Origin of the sequence: Qipengyuania flava, assembly GCF_011762005.1 — a bacterium.
GTDB classification, from domain to species: domain Bacteria; phylum Pseudomonadota; class Alphaproteobacteria; order Sphingomonadales; family Sphingomonadaceae; genus Qipengyuania; species Qipengyuania flava.
The window spans coordinates 603,297-620,467 of sequence record NZ_JAASQU010000002.1 but is presented as its reverse complement, the minus strand read 5'-3'; the positions used below and the strand labels follow the sequence as shown (position 1 = coordinate 620,467).

Sequence of the window (17,171 nt, the reverse complement as noted above, 5' to 3'; positions counted from 1 at the left end):
ATGCGGGGGCTGAAATCATCGGCCCGCGTGCCCATATCGCCTGCCTATACAGCTTTGGCTAACCTTCGCCCCATAGGCTGTCCCGTGCTCGCCTTTTGCGAGTCCCAAGCGAAAGACTTCTGAATGCCCAGCTTTGCCGCCAATCTCGAAAAGACCCTTCACGCCGCGCTGACCGATGCGGGCGAGCGTCGGCACGAATATGCGACGCTCGAGCACCTGCTGCTCGCGCTGATCGACGACGAGGACGCCGCGCAGGTCATGTCTGCCTGCGGTGTCGATCTCGGTGAGCTGACCGCTGTGGTGAAGCAATATCTCGAACAGGAATACCAGTCGCTGCAATCGGACGAGAGCGCCGATCCGCAGCCGACCGCGGGTTTCCAGCGCGTGATCCAGCGTGCGATCCTGCATGTGCAATCGAGCGGCAAGGACACGGTGACCGGCGCCAATGTGCTGGTCGCGTTGTTCTCCGAGCGGGACAGCTACGCGGTCTATTTCCTGCAACAGCAGGACATGAGCCGCCTCGATGCCGTCAGCTTCATCAGCCACGGCATCGGCAAGGGCGGCAAGCAGGTCGAGAACCGCCCGCCCGAAGGCGCCGACGGAACGGAGGCGGCGAACGAGGACAAGGCGGGCGACAAGGGCAAGAAGGAAACCGCCCTCGACCAGTTCACCGTCAACCTGAACCGCAAGGCCGAGGACGGCCGCATCGATCCGTTGATCGGCCGTGGACCCGAAGTCGATCGCACGGTCCAGATCCTGTGCCGGCGCAGCAAGAACAACCCGCTCTATGTCGGCGACCCCGGGGTAGGCAAAACCGCTATTGCCGAAGGGCTCGCGCGCAAGATCGTCGAGGGAGAGGTCCCCGAGGTCCTGCAGGAAGCGGTGATCTATTCGCTCGATATGGGCGCGCTTCTCGCCGGCACGCGTTATCGCGGCGATTTCGAGGAACGCCTCAAGCAGGTGGTCAACGAGCTTGAAGGCATGCCCGAGGCGATCCTATTCATCGACGAGATCCACACGGTGATCGGCGCAGGCGCGACGAGTGGTGGGGCGATGGATGCCTCGAATCTGCTGAAGCCCGCGCTGTCGAGCGGAGCGATCCGGTGCATCGGTTCGACCACTTACAAGGAATTCCGCAACCATTTCGAGAAGGACCGCGCGCTGCTGCGCCGGTTCCAGAAGATCGACGTGAACGAACCGACCGTCGAGGACACGATCAAGATCCTCAAGGGGCTCAAGACCGCGTTTCAGGACCATCACAAGGTGACCTACACTGCGGACGCGCTGAAAACCGCGGTCGAGCTGTCGGCGCGCTACATCAATGATCGCAAGTTGCCCGACAAGGCGATCGACGTGATCGACGAGGTCGGGGCGATGCAGATGCTGGTGCCGCCCAGCCGCCGCAAGAAGAAGATCACCGCACGCGAGATCGAGGCGGTCATCGCGACGATGGCGCGGATCCCGCCCAAGTCGGTCAGCAAGGACGACAAGAAGGCACTCGAGAATCTTGAGCGCGATCTCAAACACGTGGTCTTCGGGCAGGACGCCGCGGTCAAGAAGCTCTCGACCGCTATGAAGCTCAGCCGCGCAGGCCTGCGCGATCCCGACAAGCCGATCGGTTCGTTCCTGTTTTCGGGCCCGACCGGCGTCGGCAAGACCGAAGTCGCGCGTCAGCTCGCCAGCATCATGGGGATCGAGCTCAAGCGTTTCGACATGTCCGAATATATGGAGCGGCACAGCGTTTCGCGGCTGATCGGCGCACCTCCGGGCTATGTCGGTTACGACCAGGGCGGCCTGCTGACCGATGCGGTCGACCAGAACCCACATTGCGTGCTGCTGCTCGACGAAATCGAGAAGGCACATCCCGACCTGTTCAATATCCTGCTGCAGGTGATGGACAACGGCCGGTTGACCGACCATCACGGCAAGACGGTCGATTTCCGCAATGTGGTGCTGATCATGACCACCAATGCGGGCGCAGCCGACATGGCGCGCCAGGGCATCGGGTTCGGCGACGTGAGCAAGGAAGACGCGAGCGAGGAAGCGGTGAAGCGCATGTTCACCCCGGAATTCCGCAACCGTCTCGATGCGATCGTTCCCTTCGGCTATCTCGGCAAGGACACCGTTGCGCGGGTGGTCGACAAGTTCATCCTTCAGCTCGAGCTCCAATTGGCCGAGCAGAATGTCGACATCCAGTTCGACAAGGATGCGCGCGCATGGCTGGCGGACAAGGGCTACGATCGCCTCTATGGCGCGCGTCCGATGGGCCGCCTGATTCAGGAACGGATCAAGCAGCCGCTTGCCGAAGAACTGCTGTTCGGCAAGCTGGCCGACGGCGGCGAGGTCTCGGTGACGATGAAGGACGACAAGCCGGCCTTCGAACTCACCCCCGCCCCGCCCAAGACGAAGGCCAAGCGCACGCCTCCGAAGAAGAAGGCGGCTGGCAAGACGTCGGCCCCGAAGAAGCCCGAAGCCGATGCGAGCGAGGGCAGCGACGGCGGCAAGGGCTGAACCATTCGCTACCACCGAGAGGGCGCCACCGGGAACGGTCGGCGCCCTTTTCGTTTGAATCGGCAATGCCCGCAGCAGCCCCCTTCTCCTGGATAAGGCCCGAACCATGGGGGATTCATGTCGTCCCCGCCGATTGCTGGGTCGATCCCTCGCGCGCGGTGGACCATGCGCTGGTGACCCATGGCCACGCCGATCATGCGCGGGGCGGACACGGGCGAACCGTCGCCACGCCCGAAACGCTGGCGATCATGGAACTGCGCTATCGCACCGGCGCCGAGAATGATGCGGGACAGATCCCGCACAAGGCAGTGCCAGTGGAATATGGCGAAACGATCCGCCTGCCGGGCGGGGTCGATGCGACCTACATCCCCGCGGGCCATGTCCTCGGCAGCGCACAGATCCTGCTCGAGCATGCCGGCGAACGCGTGGTTGTCACGGGCGATTACAAGCGCCGCGCCGATCCGACCTGTGCGCCCTTCGAAGTTGCGCCGTGCGACATTTTCATCACTGAAGCGACCTTCGGCCTGCCGGTTTTCTGCCATCCGCCGATCGAGGAAGAGATGGCCAAGTTGCTGGAGCGCCTCGCCGCACATCCCGATCGCTGCGTGCTGGTAGGCGCGTATGCGCTCGGCAAGGCACAGCGAGTCATCGCCGAACTGCGCGCTGCCGGGCACCGCCAGCCGATCTACCTGCACGGCGCAATGGAGAAAATGTGCCGACTCTACGAGCAACACGGAATCGACTTGGGCGAATTGCGACTGGTGTCCGACCACGCGAAAGAAGAGATGCGCGGCCATGTCGTGATCAGCCCGCCGGGCGCACTCAACGATCGCTGGAGTCGCCGGTTGCCCGAACCGGTCACCGCCATGGCCAGCGGCTGGATGCGCGTTCGTCAGCGCGCGCGGCAACGCAATGTCGAACTGCCTCTGGTAATTTCCGACCATGCCGACTGGGGTGAATTGACGCGCACCATCGAAGAGGTCGACGCGCAGGAAAACTGGATCACGCACGGCCGCGAGGATGCATTGCTGCGCTGGTGCCAATTGCACCAGCGCCGGGCCCGTGCGCTGGCGCTCGTCGGCTACGAAGACGAGGACGACTAGGGGTGGAAGAATTCGCCGCCCTGATCGACGCGCTGGTCTATACGCGGAGCCGCAACGAGAAATTGCGGCTGATTGCCGAATATCTGCGCGCAACCCCCGATCCCGATCGCGGCTGGGCTCTCGCCGCGCTCGCCGACGGCCTCGACTTCCCCGCGGTCAAGAGCTCGACGATCCGCAATCTTTTGAAGGACCGGATCGATCCGGTGCTGTGGACGCTCAGCCGCGATTTCGTCGGCGACACCGCGGAGACCGCTAGCCTGCTGTGGCCCGCGCCCGACAAGGCACCCTCGCCCCCCTCCGTCAGCGAAGCGGTCGAGCTGCTTGGCGGCATGAACCGCAAGAGCGTTCTATCCGAGCTCCCGCTCCTGCTCGACCGGCTCGATCCCTCGGGCCGCTATGCGCTGCTCAAGCTGGCGACGGGCGGCATGCGGATCGGCGTGTCCTCGCGGCTGGCAAAGACCGCCTTTGCGCAGGCCTTCGACGTATCGGTCGAGGAGGTGGAGGAATATTGGCATGGGCTCGACGCACCCTACGACCAGCTTTTCGGCTGGGCCGCTCGCGGCGAACCTGCCCCCGACATCGACAATCTCCCGACCTTCCGCCCCTTCATGCTGGCGCATCCGCTGGAGGAAACGGTGGTCGATCTCGCCGACTACGCGGCAGAATGGAAATGGGACGGTATCCGCGTCCAGTTGGTGCGGGCGGGCAACCAGACCAGGGTCTATTCCCGTTCGGGCGACGATATTTCGGCGACCTTCCCCGAATTGCTCGACGTGCTCCCCTTCCCCGCGGTGCTCGACGGCGAACTGCTGGTCCGCGGCGATGTCCAGGGCGGCGCCGAGGGCGGCGCTGCGAGCTTCAACGCACTGCAACAGCGGCTCGGGCGCAAAACCGTCAGCAAGAAGATGCTCCAGCAGTTTCCCGCCTTCGTTCGGCTCTACGACAGCCTGCTGGTCGAAGGCGAGGACCTGCGTGCGCTGGCGTGGAGCGAGCGGCGCGCACGGCTCGAGGCGCTCATGCACCGCCTTCCCGACAGCCACTTCGATATCAGCAGGGTGGTCGAGGCACGCGATTTCGACCATCTGGCGCAGATCCGCGAAGGCAGCCGCGACGACGCGATCGAGGGGCTGATGCTCAAGCGCAAGGACAGCCCCTATATCGCGGGCCGCCGTGTCGGATACTGGTACAAGTGGAAACGTGATCCGTTGCTGATCGATTGCGTGCTGATGTATGCCCAGCGTGGCAGCGGGAAAAGATCGAGCTTCTTTTCCGATTACACCTTCGGTTGCTGGGATGGCGATCCCGATGCGGGCGCCGAACTGCTGCCGGTAGGCAAGGCCTATTCGGGTTTCACCGACGAAGAACTCAAGAAGATCGACCGCCACGTGCGGCAGAACACGATCAACCGCTTCGGCCCCGTACGCGAGACCGAGAAGACGTTGGTGTTCGAAGTCGCTTTCGACAGCGTCCACCAAAGCAAACGGCACAAGTCGGGCCTCGCCATGCGTTTTCCCCGCATCCACCGTATCCGCTGGGACAAGCCCGCACACGAGGCCGACCGGATTGCCGCGCTGAAGGCGCTGATCCGCGATTGAATTCCCGCGACCGGTCGGCATGATGGGGCGATGCGCCGCTACGACCGAACCCGCCAATTGCTCGCGCTCGGGCTCGCCTTCCTCGCGGGAGAAGTCGACGCGGTGGGATTCAGAGTCGCGGGTGGCTATTTCACCTCGTTCATGTCGGGTAACACGACCCGGCTCGGTGTCGAATTGCTCGGCTCCGCCACGCTCCCATCGATACCGCTGCTGCTGATTGGCTGTTTCGTCACCGGGGTGACTGCAGGAACGCTGGTCGCGATCCATTTCCCGGGCAGGCACAAGCGGCTTTTGCTTGGATGCGTCGCCTTGTGGCTCGGCGCCGCGACGCTCGCGCTGCTTCGAGGACACGAATTCTTGTTTCTCGGCGCCGCCGCGCTTGCGATGGGCATGGCAAACAATGTCTTCTCACGCGATGGTGCGGTCACGGTGGGCGTAACCTACATGACGGGTGCTCTCGTCCGCACCGGACAGGGTATCGCACTCCGATTGCTCGGGCGCCCCGCCGACGACACACGCGGTTATCCGGCCTTATGGCTATCGCTGGCGACGGGCGCCGTATGCGGCGCGGCACTGTTCACGATCGATCCCGTCGCCGCTGCGGGTTGCGCGGCAGCACTGGCCGTACTGCTGCTTGTGCTCGCCAGCTGGATCGAGACCCGCAAAACCTAGTCAGCGATGCGCAGCACCTTGTCGCGCGAAGTTGCGCCGCGCACAATCCGACAGCGTGACGTCGCCACGCCAAGCGCGCCTGCCACCAGTTTCTCGACCGCTTTGTTCGCGGCCCCGTCCTGCGGTTTGGCCCGGGTTCGGACCGCGAGGCGATCACCCGCAATCGCGATCCCCTCGCTGCGGGCCGCGGGCGTGACGCGCAGTCGCAATTCGCCATCAATCATAAGCGCCCGCAGGGCCGCACGATCGGGCAGGTCAGCCTTTGGTCGCGCCATCGACAGCAGCGGCGTGGTGCTTCGCGTTCTCCGCATAATGCGCCACACCCATGCGCATGCCTGCAATCGCGGCATCGTCGAGATCGCGCATCTTGCGCGCCGGGCGACCGCCCCAGAGCTCACGAGCTCCAATCACCTTGCCCTCGGTCAGCATCGCGCCCGCGGCCAGCATCGCGTCCGATCCGATGACCGCCTTGTTCATGGCGATCGCGCCAAGACCGACGAAACCCCGGTCCTCGATGGTGCAACCGTGAACCATCGCCATGTGGCCGACCAGCACGTCGTCACCAATGATAAGCGGCGATCCGTCGGGATCGCCCGGCCGTTCGGGATCGCAGTGGCACACGCTGCCATCCTGGATATTGCTGCGTTCGCCGATCACGATCCGGCTCACATCGGCGCGCAGCACGCAATTGTACCACACCGAGCTGTCGGCGCCGATCTCGACGTTGCCGATGATCGTGCAACCGGGCGCAATGAAGGCGCTGTCGTGAATCCGCGGGGTGTGCCCGTGGATGGGGATGATGGTTACGCCGGGGCGGCTTGCAGTCACTTCGCGCTCTCCCATTGGTCTCTTGTGAGCGAATACTGGATCGTCGGATTATCCTCCGCGCCGAAGGCTGGATCGGTAAAATCGAGATCCTCGCGGCGCACCATGCCGAGCTTCTCCATCAGTTTCCAGCTTCCGGCATTGGCATGGCTCGTCAGCGCGACGACATGAGGGGCCTGCACGCGCAGGAAGGCCCATTCGAGCACCGCGCGCATCGCCTCCTCAGCATAGCCGCGCCGCCAGCGATCCTCGCGCACCAGCCAGCCGATCTCGTGATCGCCGATATTGGGCGCCAGCGGGTTATCGACCTGCTTGATGCCGCAATGGCCGACCATCTCGCCGGTCCCTTTCTCGATCATGAAGAGGAAACTGAAACCGTGTTGCGCATAGAGCGCGCGTGACTTCGCATGCTTGGCCTCGATTTCGTGCAGTTCCTTGACCCCGCCCAGCCGCGCCATGACCGCCGGCGTGTTGAGCACACGGTCCTGCAAGGCAACATCGCCATCTTCGATCGTGCGCAACACCAGCCGATCGGTCTCCGCGATGATGTCAGCCATTTTGATCCATCCACGACTCCCGATCCACCGAATAGACGATGATGACCGGGTCCTCCTCGTCGAACTCCGCATTGTCGAAGTCCAAGTCCTCGCGCCGGCGCATGCCCAGCCGCTGCATCAGCCCCCAGCTGGCGGTATTTCGCTGAACAGTCATGGCGATCACTTCATCCGCACCGAACCGGTCGAAGGCGAGGTCCAGCGACGCAGTGGCCGCCTCTCTCGCATAGCCCTTGCCCCAAGCATCTTCGCGCAGTCGCCAGCCCGCTTCCATCATGCCGAGCGGCCCGCCCGCCTGGTTGGAACGCTTGAGGCCGCAGAAACCGAGAATTGCGCCATCGCCGCGGCGCTCGGCGCACCAGAAGGTATGACCATGCTCGCGTTCATAGGAGAGCAGCCGTTGCTGCGCCGCATCGCGTTTCGCACCATCGCAAATCCCTCCCAGCCAGCGCATCACGCTTGGCGTATTCGTCGCCTCCCAGAACAGCGGCCAGTCTTCCTCGCGCCAATCGCGCAGGATCAGCCTGTCGGTCTCGTAGCGAAACTCAGCCATTGAGCAATTCAGCGGCGCGCGGCGCATGATAGGTCAGCACCCCGCTGCAGCCCGCCCGCTTGAACGCCACCAGCTTTTCCATCAGCAACGCGTCGCGATCGCCCACGCCCGCCGCGGCGCCGACCTCGATCAGCGCATATTCGCCGCTCACCTGATAGGCGAACACCGGCACGCCGAATTCCTGCTTCGCACGCCAGATGATGTCGAGATAGGCCAGTCCCGGCTTGACCATGACACTGTCGGCACCCTCGGCGATGTCGAGTGCGATCTCGCGCAGTGCCTCGTCGCCATTGGCGGGGTCCATCTGGTAGCTTTTCTTGTCGCCCTTGAGCAGACCGCCCGACCCCACCGCATCGCGGAACGGACCGTAGAAGGCCGACGCGTATTTGGCCGCATAGGCCATGATCTGGACATTGGGATGGTGGTTCATCTCCAGCGCCATGCGGATCGCCTTCACGCGTCCGTCCATCATGTCCGAGGGCGCGATGATGTCCGCCCCGGCATCGGCCTGGTTGACTGCCTGGTCGACGAGGACCGCAACCGTATCGTCGTTGAGCACATAGCCCGCGTCGTCGAGCAGGCCGTCCTGCCCGTGACTGGTGTAGGGATCGAGCGCCACGTCGGTCAGGATCCCGATATCCGCGCCACAGGCGTCGCGTACCGCCTTGATCGCGCGGCACATCAGATTGTCGGGATTGAGCGCCTCGGCGCCGTCGTCGCTGCGCAGCTCGGGCTGGGTGTTGGGAAACAGCGCGAGACACGGGATACCCAGATCGACCGCTTCCTTCGCGCGCCTCGCGATGTTGTCGACCGACCAGCGCGATACGCCCGGCAGGCTCGCCACCGGTTCTTCCACGCCCGCCCCGTCGGTGACGAACAGCGGCCAGATGAGATCGGCGGGGGTGAGCACGGTCTCGCGATGCATCGCACGGCTCCACGCGGTGGCGCGCGGACGGCGGAGTCGGGTGGCGGGATAGCTGGCTTGGGTCATACAGCCGCATTGCCGCATGCGGACGCGCGGTGCAATCTCAGCCCTTGCGCGGAGCGGCCAGCTTGTCGATCTCGCGTTCGGGTTCCTCGGCCGCAACTTCGGTCGCAGTCTGCTCGAGTTCGGCCAGCGCCGCCCCCGGCGCGACCGTCTTGATCCGCGCAAGCGCATCCTTGAAGCGCTTCAGTTCGGCACCCGAGAGTTGCGCACGCGTGACATACTGGACCGAGGCCGGGTCGATCGCCCGTCCCCCGCGGTACATCTCGTAATGCAGGTGTGGCCCGGTCGACAGGCCGGTCGAACCGACGTAGCCGATCACCTGCCCGCGGCGCACGCTCTGCCCGCGGTTCACCGCGATCCGGCTCATGTGGCAATAGCGCGTGTCGATCCCGCCGTCGTGCCGCAGGCGCACCGCGTTGCCGCAGCCGCCCATCCGCCCCGCCCCGGTGACGCGGCCGTCAGTCACCGCGACGATCGGCGTCCCGTGGCGCGCCTTGAAATCGAGCCCGGCGTGCATGCGGCGATAGCCGAGGATTGGGTGGCGGCGCATGCCGAAACGCGAACTGATCCGCCCGGGGACCGGTGCCATCAGGCCGCCGCGCTGTTCTCCAACACCCGAAGCTTCGTAGAACTCGCCCTCCTCGCCCCAGCGCATCAATTGTACCCGCGGCGCGGAATCGCGTTCGAGCCCGGCATAGAGCAATTGCCCTGCCTGCCGCTCACCGGTGGCGGCTCGACGATGCGCGACGATGAAGTCGAACGTATCGCTCGAACGCACATCGCGATCGAGGTTCACATATTGACCGAGCGTCTTGAGATAGGATTGCACGGCGCTGGCGGGTGCCCCCGCGGCGCGCGCCGAGCGGTAGAGGCTGCTGCCGACGGTGCCGCGGATCCGCAGCGGCGTCTCGTCCACGCGAATCACTTTCTTGGTCAGGGCAAGATCGCCGCCTTCGTCGAAACGTCCGATACCGAGCTCGAGATCGAAGCGCGCCCGGAAGTCCAGCGATTGCAGCGGGCGCGGTGCGCCGGCAGCGGTGCGGCGGCCCAGCGTGATGTCGAACGTCGTCCCGGGTTCGAGCTCGTCTAGCGGGATGGCCGCTCCGACCATATCGGTGACGCGCTGGCTGTCATCGCGCCCCACCCCGGCTCGGCGCAGCATCCGTTCGAGGCTGTCGCCTTTCGCCAGAGTGACGACCATTTCCAGCGTCGGACGTTCGGGCGCGGCTGCCAGCGGCGCAACGAGGGCAGTGGCCCCCATGCGCCGACCGCTGTCCGCACCGAGCGCCAGCGGCATGATCATCTGCGCGCGATATTCGTCGCGCACGGCATCGTCGAGATGCGCGGCGGGGGCAGCCTCGAGCGGCGCGAAGTTCGGCCAGAACGCGAGCGCAACCGCACCCAAGCCGAGAAAGGTCCCGAAACCGCGCAGCCAGCGCTTGCTGCCGATATCGCAGCCGAGGTCTGGCGTCAGATCGAGAGTGGCGAAATGGCCCGAAAGCTGGTCACGCATTATGCGCCAGGAGAAGCGCGGGACTCCGGGGGCATCGATGATCTGGTCGTGCGCGAGCGCGGCCGCGCCAACGCTGGCGTTTACGTCTCCGGAATGATCTGTGTCCGCGGGGGACCTGTACACGTCGCGTGTCCCTTCTGTCCGGTCGCCCGGCGCCTTCGCGTGCGGGCGCGACCCTGCGCAGCCCTTTGCCGCTTCTTCCTGCCGAAACAAAGTAAAGAGGGGCTTAACTTGCGACTATGCGAGTCGCCGCTGCGGCGAAGCGAGCCGAGTGATCCCGATATGGTTGCGCGCATGCGCACGGAATGCCACCTAGGCGCGGTGCAGGGTAGCGCGATCAAGGCGGTCCTCGGACCCACCAATACCGGCAAGACGCATCTGGCGATCGAGCGCATGGCAGCGCATTCGAGCGGCTGCATGGGCTTTCCGCTGCGCTTGCTCGCGCGCGAGGTCTACGACCGCGTCCGGGCAATCAAGGGCGACGATGCGGTCGCGCTGATTACCGGGGAGGAGAGAATCGAGCCGAAGGGTGCGCGCTACATGTGCTGCACCGCCGAAGCGATGCCGCGCGACGGCGCGGGTGCGGCATTCGTGGCGCTGGACGAAGCGCAGATCGGCGCCGATCGCGAACGCGGCCATATCTTCACCGACCGACTGCTCAATACGCGTGGCCGTGAAGAGACCATGCTGCTGGGCGCCGCGACGCTCGAACCGCTGGTTCGCCAGTTGGTACCCGAAGCGGAGATCTCCGATCGCCCGCGTTTTTCCACGCTGACGCATATCGGCCCGCGCAAGCTTTCGCGGCTGCCCCCGCGCAGCGCGATCGTCGCCTTCAGCGCCGAACAGGTCTATGCGGTGGCCGAAATGTTGCGCCGCTTCCGCGGCGGTGCGGCGGTGGTGATGGGCGCGCTTAGCCCCGAGACGCGAAACAAGCAGGTCGCGCTCTTCCAGAACGGCGAGGTCGATTACATCGTGGCTACCGATGCAGTCGGTATGGGGCTTAATCTCGACGTCAATCACGTCGCCTTCGCCGGCCTGACCAAGTTCGACGGCGTGCGCATGCGCCGCCTGCTCCCTGCCGAGATGGCGCAGATTGCCGGTCGCGCGGGACGCCACCAGCGCGACGGAACCTTCGGCACGCCGGCGGGCATGAACAAGCACGGCTCGGCTCCCGAATTCACCGAGGAAGAAGTCTATGCGATCGAGGAGCACCGCTTCGCGCCGCTTACGCATCTCTACTGGCGCGAACCCGAGCCCCGCTTCGATTCGCTCGACCGGCTGATCGCCGATTTGGAGACACCGCCGTCCGATCCCGCACTGCGGCTCGCTCCGGAAGCGATCGACCTCGCCACGCTCAAGCGGCTGGCAGGCGAACCGATCGCCGATACCGTTCGCGGTGCGGGCAAGGTGCGGCGCTTCTGGGAAGCCTGCTCGTTGCCGGACTTCCGGCAGCGCGGCCCGGACGTCCATGCGCGTTTCGTCGCGCGGCTGTGGCAGGATCTCGCACAGGGCTATCTCGGTGCCGATTACGTGGCCGCGCGCATCAGCGAACTCGACAACATGGCCGGGGACATCGATACGCTGCAGGGTCGCATAGCCGCGATTCGCAGTTGGGCGTATATCTGTCAGCGGCCCGACTGGGTAATGGCCCGCGACGAGATGGCTGCGCGAGCGCGCGCCGTCGAAGCCAAATTGTCGGATGCGCTGCATGCGCGACTGACCGAGAGATTCGTAAACCGGAGGACGGCGATCCTGATGAAATCGTTGGGACAGGATGCAGGCATGTTGCCGATTGAAATGAGCGATGACGGGGCAGTTTCCGTCGAAGGCGAAACTCTCGGCCATGTCGAGGGGCTGCGCTTCGTCGTCGATCCTGCCGCGCGGCATGAAGACCGGCGCATGCTGCTCGCCGCTGCCGAGAAGGCCTTGCCACGACTGCTTGGCGAGCGAGCCGAGGCACTGGCGGCAAGCGATCTGGGCGAGATCGAGCTCAAGCGCGGCAAGCTTTCGTGGAAGGGCGAGACGCTAGCCGAACTCGAGCAGCGCGACGGTACTGCGATCCCCGTGTTGAAGCCCGCGCGCGAAGTTTCGGCGCTGCCCGAGGGCGCGCGCCGCAAGCTCGTGACCGCGCTCGAAAGCTGGCTCGAGAAAACGCTCGAACCGCTCCAGCCGCTCGAGAAGATGCATCATGCCGCGAGCAATCCCGATGCCGGATCGCAGGCGCGTGCGCTGTTGCTCAATCTGATTGCGGGGCATGGCTTCGTGACCCGCGAACGCGCGGGCATCGAACACCTGCCCAAGGAAATGCGCCCCTTCCTGCGCAAGATCGGCGTGACCTTCGGTGCGCTCGACATTTTCGCGCCGGCCCTGCTCAAGCCCGCGCCGCGACAATTGCTCAATGCGCTCGGCGTCGATCGCCGCCCGTTGCAGGACGCGATGCTACCGGTAATCGCCGATACGAAGAAGCTGCCATCGGGCTATCGCCACGCGGGAACGCAGGCGATCCGCATCGACCTCGGCGAGAAAATCCTGCGCGCGGCGCATGAAACCCGTGCCAAGGCCCAGGCCAAGGATCGGCGTCGCAAGTTCGTGCTCGATCTCGCGCTGCCCATCTCGATCGGGCTGGAGGAAGGCAATATCGCGCGTTTGCTCGGCAATGCCGGTTTCCGGGTTCAGAAGGCACGGCAGCTACCCGAAGGCCAATTCGGGCCGCCGCGTCCCGATCAATGGGAATGGCGCCCCGCGCGCCGCAAGCAGGAGCGCCAGAAGCCGGCGCAGCCGCGCGAAGGCAACGCCTTTGCCGCGCTTGCGGATCTGGTCCGCTGACGGCTGGCCGCAGGTGAGGATCGACCGGCTGCTGTGCTATTTGCGCTTCGTGCGCACGCGCAGCGCCGCACACCGGCTGGTCGAGGAAGGACACATCCGGCGCAATGGCGACCGGGTTACCCGCTGTTCGCGCGATGTGGCGGTGGGCGATGTCCTGACCCTGCCGCTTGGCGACGGCGTACGGCTGATCGAAATCCTCAGCGTTCCCGAAAGGCGTGGCCCGCCGCGCGACGCAAGTGCTTGCTATCGGGAGCTTGACCCGAACGGATAATTCCCCCTAGCAGCGCCAACAGGACCATTCTTCGAGGGATTACACTACCCATGACCTATGTCGTCACCGATGACTGCATCAAGTGCAAGTACACCGACTGCGTCGAGGTCTGCCCGGTCGACTGTTTCTACGAGGGCGAGAACATGCTCGTCATCAACCCCAGCGAATGCATCGATTGCGGCGTGTGCGAACCCGAGTGCCCGGCCGAGGCGATCCTGCCCGATACCGAGGACAATCTCGAGAAATGGCTCGAACTGAACACCAAGTTCAGCGCCGAATGGCCCAACATCACCCAGTCGAAGGAACCGCCCGCGGATGCCGACGAGCACAAGGGTGAAGAAGACAAGTTCGACAAGTACTTCTCGCCGGAGCCTGGCGAGGGCGATTGATCGCGCGCTTACGTGTTTGCTGACCTGAAAGCGGCCTGGGCCGCTGCAAGCGACGACAATATCGGCATTCTCGCTGCGGGCATCGCGCATTATGCGCTGCTGGCGCTGGTACCCGCACTCGGTGCCCTCGTGCTCGCCTATGGTCTGTTCGTCGATGGCGAAACGGTAGCAGCGCATATCGCCCTGCTCGCGCAAAGCCTTCCCGCGTCCGCCGCCGGGTTGATCGGCGACCAGTTGCGCAGCGTCTCCGATGGGCCAGCGAACACGCAGGGACTGGGACTCGTCCTGTCGCTGGCAATAGCCGTATTCGGCGCGCGCAGCGGCGCTCGTTCCTTGATGACCGGGCTCGACCTGGCCTTCAACCTGTCCGAATCGCGTGGCTTCATCGGCGGAAATCTGGTGGCTCTGGCGATTACCTTTGCCGGCGTTGGCGGACTGGTCGTCGCGGGTATCGGCGCAGCTTCGCTCGGTCAGCTAGGCGGATCGGCGGGTAATATTGCGAGCCTTGTCTTTCTCGCCGTGCTTGCGAGTGGCGCTGCCGCCCTGCTCTATCGCTACGCACCTTCCGAAAGGGCCGCGGGCTGGTCGGCCATCTGGCCGGGCGCGATCGGTTTTGCGGTGTTGTGGCTCGGCGCGACCGCGGCCTTCGGCTTCTACGCTGCAAATTTCGGATCCTACAACGCCACCTATGGTGCGCTGGGCGCGGTGCTTGCGCTGATCACCTGGTTCTGGGTGAGCGGATATGCTCTGCTGCTAGGCGCCGAACTGGTCGAGGTCCGGCAGCGGTCGCGCTGAACTGCCCGCGAATCGCCGCAGACTCGCAATATCCGGTATGGTGTGCTATATAATGCAACAACTGCGCCGGCTTGCTCCCGGCCAGCTGTGAGTATTGAAAGGGCAGGCCACCAGCAACGTCACAATCGGTACCCGACCGCGATCCCGCAAGCGGGACGCGGCCAAGGGTTTCGACGACGCTGCAATCCGCTCAGGCCGGTCCGGACGAAAGGATAGATTGCATGGCAAGCAAGGCTGATGCCTTCGACGTTGGCGACTACGTTGTTTACCCCAAGCACGGCGTTGGCCGTGTCATCGAACTGCAGAGCGAGGAAATCGCCGGCATGCAGCTCGATCTCTATGTTCTGCGCTTCGAGAAGGAACGCATGACTCTGCGCGTTCCGGTCAACAAGGTCGAATCGATCGGCATGCGCAAGCTGTCGAGCGACAAGACGCTCAAGGAAGCGATGGAAACGCTCAAGGGCAAGCCCAAGGTCAAGCGGACCATGTGGAGCCGTCGCGCGCAGGAATATGAAGCGAAGATCAATTCGGGCGAGATCGTCCTGATCGCCGAAGTCACGCGCGACCTGTTCCGCCCCGACGACCAGCCCGAACAGAGCTATTCGGAGCGCCAGATCTTCGAAGCTGCTTCGAGCCGCCTCGCACGCGAACTCGCGGCGATGGAGAAAACGGACGAGCCGACTGCACTCGAGAAGATCCTTGACGTGCTGCGCGAACATGCGCCGCAGTATTACGAGAACACCGAAGACGCCTGAGCGTAAGGATTTTCGGATCGGGAAAGGGGCGGCTTCGACCGCCCCTTTTTCTTGCGTGCTCTACTATCCGGGCAATCCACAAGTCGATTACGCTTGTCGACGAACGGACTGGATCGATCTCCGTTTGCGAATAGGCTTGGCGGCCCCTGTCCGGAGATCCGCCATGATACGCCCGATTGCCTACGCCGCGCTCGCCTGCGCCCTCCCCCTCGCGATTGTTCCCCCCGCCGCGATTGCCCATCCCGACCTCTCGCATCGCTCGATGCTCGATGAGGGCAAGCCGATCGCTCGGGACTGGCAGGCGACCGACAGATTCAACGCGGTGACGTTGACGGGATCGGACGAGATGGCCGTTCGCCACGGGGAGCGATGGCAAATCCGCGCATCCGGAGATCCCGAGATCCTGGCCGACCTTCGGTTCGTCATCGAGAATGGCGCGCTGACCGTGGGCCGCCGCTGGCGGCTTAGCCCGCTACCAGGAAGCGCGCGGATCGAGGTGACGGCACCAAATGTCAATGCAGTTGCGCTCGCCGGATCGGGCAGGCTCGCCGCAGACGGGCTCAATGGTGATCATACGGCCGCTACAGTGGCCGGTTCAGGTCGCCTCGAGTTGGACCGTCTCTCCGCTGGGCATTTCGCGGCGACAATCGCCGGATCGGGCGATCTCGTCGCCTCGGGTAACGCCCGAAATGCACGCATCAGTATCGCGGGAAGCGGCGCAATCGAGGCACGCGGCCTACGGCTGGGCAATGCCAGCCTGACGCTCGCCGGATCGGGCGATGCGCGACTATCGGCCAATGGCCGCGTGTCGGCCAATATCGCCGGGAGCGGCAGTGCCGAGGTTGTGGGTACCACCGATTGCCAGCAGACCCGCACGGGCTCGGGTCGCTTGACCTGCTCTGCCTGACGCTGTGAAGTGACGATCCGATCATGACCTTGATGAATGATACGCGCTGTATTATGTCAGCAACACGGACTGCCGCTACATAGGAACGGACCGCGATGATCCAGAAAATTGTGAAGGCGCTCGCGCCGCTTGGGATGCTGGCTGGTGCAGCCTTGCTTTCAGGTTGTGACGGAATGAACATATCGATCGGCGGCGATGACGGCGTGCCGCTCGCCGAACTCGACATGAGCGGCGAACCGCCGACCGAACTGGTTCTGGCGGGCCCCGACCGCGTCGTCGTGACCGAAGGCGACGATCTCGACATCGAGGTTTCGGGCGATGCCGACGCGGTCGCCGCGCTGCGCTTTTCGTTGAGCGACGAAACGCTCGCGATCAGCCGTGAGAGCGACTGGAAGGGGTCGGGTATCGCCACCGTCCGCGTCACCACACCCAGCCTGACCACGCTGGTCCTCGCCGGATCGGGCCATATCGACGCCGAACGGATGAGCGGCGTAGCAAATGTGACCGTCGCCGGATCGGGAACAGTGAAGATTGCCCGGCTGGAAGCGGAATCGCTCGATCTCACGATTGCGGGGTCGGGTGACATCACCGCCTCGGGCAGTGCCGGATCGCTCGACCTGACGGTTGCGGGCTCCGGCAAGGCCGCGATGGCCAACCTCGAGGTCGACCGCGCCGAAGTGTCGATCGCCGGTTCGGGCGATGCCGAATTCGCTTCCGACGGCCCCGTCGAGGCGTCAATCATGGGTTCGGGTACGGTCACCGTGAATGGCAATGCCGATTGCACGGTCAGCTCGATGGGCTCGGGCAAGCTACGCTGCCGCCCTGCGGCTACCAAGACGTCCGAAGCGTCCGACGAGAGCGAAGCCGCAAGCGCTACCACTGTCGAGGAAACGGACTGAGCGTTCGACGCTCCG

The 17,171-nt window shown here is 64.6% G+C and carries 17 protein-coding genes; 11 read left to right on the top strand and 6 right to left on the bottom strand.

Going from position 1 to position 17,171, the window contains the following annotated elements:
* Window positions 1-123 precede the first annotated feature (123 nt).
* The 4 genes from clpA to FHS69_RS09680 all read left to right on the top strand — a co-directional run bounded on the left by clpA (window position 124) and on the right by FHS69_RS09680 (window position 5,881).
* Window positions 124-2,511, top strand: a complete 2,388-nt coding sequence (clpA, locus tag FHS69_RS09695; protein ID WP_130585671.1) for an ATP-dependent Clp protease ATP-binding subunit ClpA — start codon at window positions 124-126, stop codon at window positions 2,509-2,511.
* 65 nt (window positions 2,512-2,576) lie between these two features.
* Window positions 2,577-3,614, top strand: a complete 1,038-nt coding sequence (locus tag FHS69_RS09690) for a ligase-associated DNA damage response exonuclease (protein ID WP_166777514.1) — start codon at window positions 2,577-2,579, stop codon at window positions 3,612-3,614.
* 2 nt (window positions 3,615-3,616) lie between these two features.
* Window positions 3,617-5,209 carry a cisplatin damage response ATP-dependent DNA ligase gene (locus FHS69_RS09685; RefSeq protein WP_166777513.1) on the top strand — a complete coding sequence of 531 codons (1,593 nt, stop codon included), beginning with the start codon at window positions 3,617-3,619 and terminating at the stop codon, window positions 5,207-5,209.
* Between the two features lie 30 nt (window positions 5,210-5,239).
* On the top strand, window positions 5,240-5,881 hold the full coding sequence (locus FHS69_RS09680; RefSeq protein ID WP_166777512.1) for a YoaK family protein: 642 nt from the start codon (window positions 5,240-5,242) through the stop codon (window positions 5,879-5,881).
* Here FHS69_RS09680 and FHS69_RS09675 read toward each other — a convergent pair.
* From FHS69_RS09675 to FHS69_RS09650, 6 genes are read right to left on the bottom strand one after another with little or no spacing between them, the layout of a single operon-like run.
* Complete coding sequence (locus tag FHS69_RS09675; RefSeq protein ID WP_166777511.1) at window positions 5,878-6,156, bottom strand: DUF167 domain-containing protein; 279 nt, start codon at window positions 6,154-6,156, stop codon at window positions 5,878-5,880. The two genes, FHS69_RS09680 and FHS69_RS09675, sit on opposite strands and share 4 nt — an antisense overlap.
* A complete protein-coding gene (locus tag FHS69_RS09670) occupies window positions 6,137-6,709 on the bottom strand; it encodes a gamma carbonic anhydrase family protein (protein WP_306095300.1) in 573 nt (190 codons plus the stop codon). Before FHS69_RS09670 ends, FHS69_RS09675 begins: the two co-directional genes overlap by 20 nt.
* Window positions 6,706-7,263: a GNAT family N-acetyltransferase gene (locus FHS69_RS09665; RefSeq protein ID WP_166777509.1), complete on the bottom strand. Its 558-nt coding sequence runs from the start codon at window positions 7,261-7,263 to the stop codon at window positions 6,706-6,708. The genes FHS69_RS09670 and FHS69_RS09665 overlap by 4 nt, the downstream gene beginning before the upstream one ends.
* Entirely contained in the window at window positions 7,256-7,813 is a 558-nt protein-coding gene (locus FHS69_RS09660) for a GNAT family N-acetyltransferase (protein WP_166777508.1), read from the bottom strand. Before FHS69_RS09660 ends, FHS69_RS09665 begins: the two co-directional genes overlap by 8 nt.
* The gene (gene hemB, locus FHS69_RS09655) at window positions 7,806-8,804 is read right to left on the bottom strand and encodes a porphobilinogen synthase (RefSeq protein ID WP_166777507.1); all 999 of its coding nucleotides are present in this window, start codon (window positions 8,802-8,804) and stop codon (window positions 7,806-7,808) included. The genes FHS69_RS09660 and hemB overlap by 8 nt, the downstream gene beginning before the upstream one ends.
* A gap of 37 nt (window positions 8,805-8,841) precedes the next feature.
* Window positions 8,842-10,314 carry a M23 family metallopeptidase gene (locus FHS69_RS09650; RefSeq protein WP_166777506.1) on the bottom strand — a complete coding sequence of 491 codons (1,473 nt, stop codon included), beginning with the start codon at window positions 10,312-10,314 and terminating at the stop codon, window positions 8,842-8,844.
* Window positions 10,315-10,608: 294 nt separating this feature from the next.
* Between FHS69_RS09650 and FHS69_RS09645 the strand changes: the two genes are divergently transcribed.
* From FHS69_RS09645 to FHS69_RS09615, 7 genes are all read left to right on the top strand, one after another.
* Window positions 10,609-13,140, top strand: a complete 2,532-nt coding sequence (locus FHS69_RS09645) for a helicase-related protein (RefSeq protein ID WP_166777505.1) — start codon at window positions 10,609-10,611, stop codon at window positions 13,138-13,140.
* Window positions 13,121-13,411: an RNA-binding S4 domain-containing protein gene (locus FHS69_RS09640; protein WP_208380277.1), complete on the top strand. Its 291-nt coding sequence runs from the start codon at window positions 13,121-13,123 to the stop codon at window positions 13,409-13,411. Before FHS69_RS09645 ends, FHS69_RS09640 begins: the two co-directional genes overlap by 20 nt.
* A gap of 50 nt (window positions 13,412-13,461) precedes the next feature.
* Window positions 13,462-13,800, top strand: a complete 339-nt coding sequence (fdxA, locus tag FHS69_RS09635; RefSeq protein WP_067465195.1) for a ferredoxin FdxA — start codon at window positions 13,462-13,464, stop codon at window positions 13,798-13,800.
* Window positions 13,801-13,812: 12 nt separating this feature from the next.
* Window positions 13,813-14,595, top strand: a complete 783-nt coding sequence (locus FHS69_RS09630; protein ID WP_341801736.1) for a YihY/virulence factor BrkB family protein — start codon at window positions 13,813-13,815, stop codon at window positions 14,593-14,595.
* Window positions 14,596-14,816: 221 nt separating this feature from the next.
* On the top strand, window positions 14,817-15,350 hold the full coding sequence (locus FHS69_RS09625) for a CarD family transcriptional regulator (protein ID WP_050601467.1): 534 nt from the start codon (window positions 14,817-14,819) through the stop codon (window positions 15,348-15,350).
* A gap of 163 nt (window positions 15,351-15,513) precedes the next feature.
* Window positions 15,514-16,257, top strand: a complete 744-nt coding sequence (locus tag FHS69_RS09620) for a head GIN domain-containing protein (protein ID WP_166777504.1) — start codon at window positions 15,514-15,516, stop codon at window positions 16,255-16,257.
* Between the two features lie 95 nt (window positions 16,258-16,352).
* Complete coding sequence (locus tag FHS69_RS09615) at window positions 16,353-17,156, top strand: head GIN domain-containing protein (protein WP_166777503.1); 804 nt, start codon at window positions 16,353-16,355, stop codon at window positions 17,154-17,156.
* The last annotated feature ends 15 nt before the right edge of the window (window positions 17,157-17,171 follow it).

What these genes read in the sequence shown, in the direction of transcription:
- FHS69_RS09650 (WP_166777506.1), bottom strand. Translation starts at nt 10,314, where the DNA reads ATGCGTGACCAGCTTTCGGGCCATTTCGCCACTCTCGATCTGACGCCA.
- FHS69_RS09615 (WP_166777503.1), top strand. Translation starts at nt 16,353, where the DNA reads ATGATCCAGAAAATTGTGAAGGCGCTCGCGCCGCTTGGGATGCTGGCT.
- hemB (WP_166777507.1), bottom strand. Translation starts at nt 8,804, where the DNA reads ATGACCCAAGCCAGCTATCCCGCCACCCGACTCCGCCGTCCGCGCGCC.
- FHS69_RS09665 (WP_166777509.1), bottom strand. Translation starts at nt 7,263, where the DNA reads ATGGCTGACATCATCGCGGAGACCGATCGGCTGGTGTTGCGCACGATC.
- fdxA (WP_067465195.1), top strand. Translation starts at nt 13,462, where the DNA reads ATGACCTATGTCGTCACCGATGACTGCATCAAGTGCAAGTACACCGAC.
- FHS69_RS09625 (WP_050601467.1), top strand. Translation starts at nt 14,817, where the DNA reads ATGGCAAGCAAGGCTGATGCCTTCGACGTTGGCGACTACGTTGTTTAC.
- FHS69_RS09620 (WP_166777504.1), top strand. Translation starts at nt 15,514, where the DNA reads ATGATACGCCCGATTGCCTACGCCGCGCTCGCCTGCGCCCTCCCCCTC.
- clpA (WP_130585671.1), top strand. Translation starts at nt 124, where the DNA reads ATGCCCAGCTTTGCCGCCAATCTCGAAAAGACCCTTCACGCCGCGCTG.
- FHS69_RS09660 (WP_166777508.1), bottom strand. Translation starts at nt 7,813, where the DNA reads ATGGCTGAGTTTCGCTACGAGACCGACAGGCTGATCCTGCGCGATTGG.
- FHS69_RS09690 (WP_166777514.1), top strand. Translation starts at nt 2,577, where the DNA reads ATGCCCGCAGCAGCCCCCTTCTCCTGGATAAGGCCCGAACCATGGGGG.
- FHS69_RS09675 (WP_166777511.1), bottom strand. Translation starts at nt 6,156, where the DNA reads ATGGCGCGACCAAAGGCTGACCTGCCCGATCGTGCGGCCCTGCGGGCG.
- FHS69_RS09680 (WP_166777512.1), top strand. Translation starts at nt 5,240, where the DNA reads ATGCGCCGCTACGACCGAACCCGCCAATTGCTCGCGCTCGGGCTCGCC.
- FHS69_RS09645 (WP_166777505.1), top strand. Translation starts at nt 10,609, where the DNA reads ATGCGCACGGAATGCCACCTAGGCGCGGTGCAGGGTAGCGCGATCAAG.